Below are 2,141 nucleotides of genomic sequence, written 5' to 3'. Positions count from 1 at the left end.
GGCGATGTGCACCTGGCCCGTGGTGATCATGGTCTCGACGGCCACCCGGCTGCGCGGGTCCTGCGCCAGCATGGCGTCGAGGATCGAGTCGCTGATCTGGTCGGCGATCTTGTCCGGGTGGCCCTCGGTGACCGACTCGGACGTGAAGAGACGGCGTGGCACTCGGCACTCCCTAACGTGGTGGTCAAGTCGACGAACCGTTCGGAGTACGGCCCGGGCGGAACGCTACCGGCTGGGGCGGACACGGTGGTGCCCGCCTGATCGCTCATCCTGGGGCGACGTCCGGAAGGCGCGGTGCGACGGCCGCCCAGATCCCCGCCGCGACGGCGTCCTTGGTCCCGCGCGGCACCTCGGTGGCCGACCCGTCGGCCCCGAGCACCACGACGCTGTTGTCCGGCCGGCCGAACACCTGACCGGCCGAGACGTCGTTGACCACGAGCAGGTCGCAGCCCTTGCGCACCAGCTTGGCCCGCGCATGGGTCAGCACGTCGCCGTCGTCGTCGCCGGTCTCGGCGGCGAAGCCGACCACCAGCCGGCCGGCCGGGCGGGCGCCCACGAGCTCGGCCAGGACGTCGGGGTTGCGCACCAGGGCCACCGAGTCCGGCTCGCTCGCCGAGCCCTTCTTCAGCTTGGCGCCCGCGACCGTCGCCGGCCGGAAGTCGGCGACCGCCGCGGACATCACGACGACGTCGGCCTCCTTGGCCTCGGCGTGCATCGCGGTCCGCAGCTCCTCGGCCGTGCCGACGGGGACCACGCGCACGCCGAACGGGGCCGGCAGGTCGACGTTGGCCGCGACCAGCACGACCTCCGCGCCGCGGGCCGCGGCGACGCGGGCCAGGGCGAAGCCCTGCCTGCCCGAGGACCGGTTGCCCAGGTAGCGGACCGGGTCCAGCGGCTCGCGGGTGCCGCCGGCGCTGATGACCACGCGCCGGCCGGGGAGGTCCTGGGTCAGCGCGTCCGCGCCGTGCTCGAGGACGACGGTGGCCAGCGCGGCGATGTCGGCCGGCTCCGGGAGCCGGCCGGGACCGGAGTCGGGGCCGGTGAGCCGGCCGACGGCGGGCGGCAGCACGACCGCCCCGCGGCGCCGCAGGGTGGCGACGTTGTCCTGCGTCGCCGGGTGCAGCCACATCTCGGTGTGCATCGCGGGCACGAAGACGACCGGGCAGGACGCCGTCAGCAGGGTGGCGGTGAGCAGGTCGTCGGCGCGGCCCGCGGCCGCGCGGGCGAGCAGGTCGGCGGTGGCCGGCGCGACCACGACGAGATCGGCGTTCTGCCCGATCCGCACGTGCGCGACCTCGGGGACGTCGGACCACACGTCGGTGGTGACCGGGTTGCCCGACAGCGCCTCGAAGGTGGCGGCGCCCACGAAGTGCAGGGCGCCGGGCGTGGGGACGACGCGGACGTCGTGGCCGGCCTCGGTGAATGCGCGCAGCACGAAGGCGGCCTTGTAGGCGGCCACTCCCCCGCTCACACCCAGCACGATCGACGACACGGGGCTCATCCTCCCAACACGAGAACGCACCCGGCAGGTGCTGCCGGGTGCGTTCTCATCAGTCTGGGTGCCCGCCGGTCAGCGGGCGGCCGGTTCAGTTCTCGCCGGCGGTGTGGGTCAGCAGACCCTCGTTGATCTCGCGCAGCGCGATCGACAGGGGCTTCTCCTGCGGCGCGGTGTCGACCAGCGGGCCGACGTACTCCAGCAGGCCCTCGGAGAGCTGGCTGTAGTAGGCGTTGATCTGGCGCGCGCGCTTGGCGGCGAAGATGACCAGGCCGTACTTGCTGCTGGTGCGCTCGAGCAGCTCATCGATCGGCGGGTTGGTGATGCCCTCGGGGGCAGGTGCGACTCCGGACACGGGTGGGCGTGCTCCTCATTCGATAGCGGGAGTGAGCGGCCGGCGGGGACCACCGGCGCTGCTGTCACTCGTGGGCACTACTCCCCCGGCACGAGTCCGGGCGAGGGCGCAGTCAGCAAGCCTACCAACTCGTCCGCGGCGCGGGCCACGTCGTCGTTGACGACGACCACGTCGAACTCACCGGCGGCGTCCAGCTCGGCCTGCGCCAGGGCCAGCCGGCGCTCCTGGACGGCGGGCGGTTCCGAGCCCCGGCCGGCCAGCCGGCTCACCAGCTCCGCCCACGACGGCGGT

4 protein-coding genes are annotated in these 2,141 nt (G+C 73.9%); all 4 read right to left on the bottom strand.

The genetic code is table 11. The annotated features are described in order from the left end of the window. Positions 1 to 162: S-adenosylmethionine synthetase N-terminal domain-containing protein (locus VK640_14735; protein HTE74437.1), on the bottom strand; the 162-nt coding region annotated here is incomplete at its 3' end. Positions 163 to 265: 103 nt separating this feature from the next. Beyond that, positions 266 to 1,492, bottom strand: a complete 1,227-nt coding sequence (coaBC, locus tag VK640_14730) for a bifunctional phosphopantothenoylcysteine decarboxylase/phosphopantothenate--cysteine ligase CoaBC (GenBank protein ID HTE74436.1) — start codon at positions 1,490 to 1,492, stop codon at positions 266 to 268. 94 nt (positions 1,493 to 1,586) lie between these two features. Next, positions 1,587 to 1,850, bottom strand: a complete 264-nt coding sequence (gene rpoZ, locus VK640_14725) for a DNA-directed RNA polymerase subunit omega (protein ID HTE74435.1) — start codon at positions 1,848 to 1,850, stop codon at positions 1,587 to 1,589. 77 nt (positions 1,851 to 1,927) lie between these two features. After that, positions 1,928 to 2,141: guanylate kinase (locus VK640_14720; GenBank protein ID HTE74434.1), on the bottom strand; the 214-nt coding region annotated here is incomplete at its 5' end.

Source organism: Actinomycetes bacterium, assembly GCA_035489715.1.
Classification (GTDB): Bacteria; Actinomycetota; Actinomycetes; order JACCUZ01; family JACCUZ01; genus DATHAP01.
The sequence above is the reverse complement of the archived record's forward strand: the minus strand, read 5'-3'. Positions and strand labels throughout refer to the sequence as shown.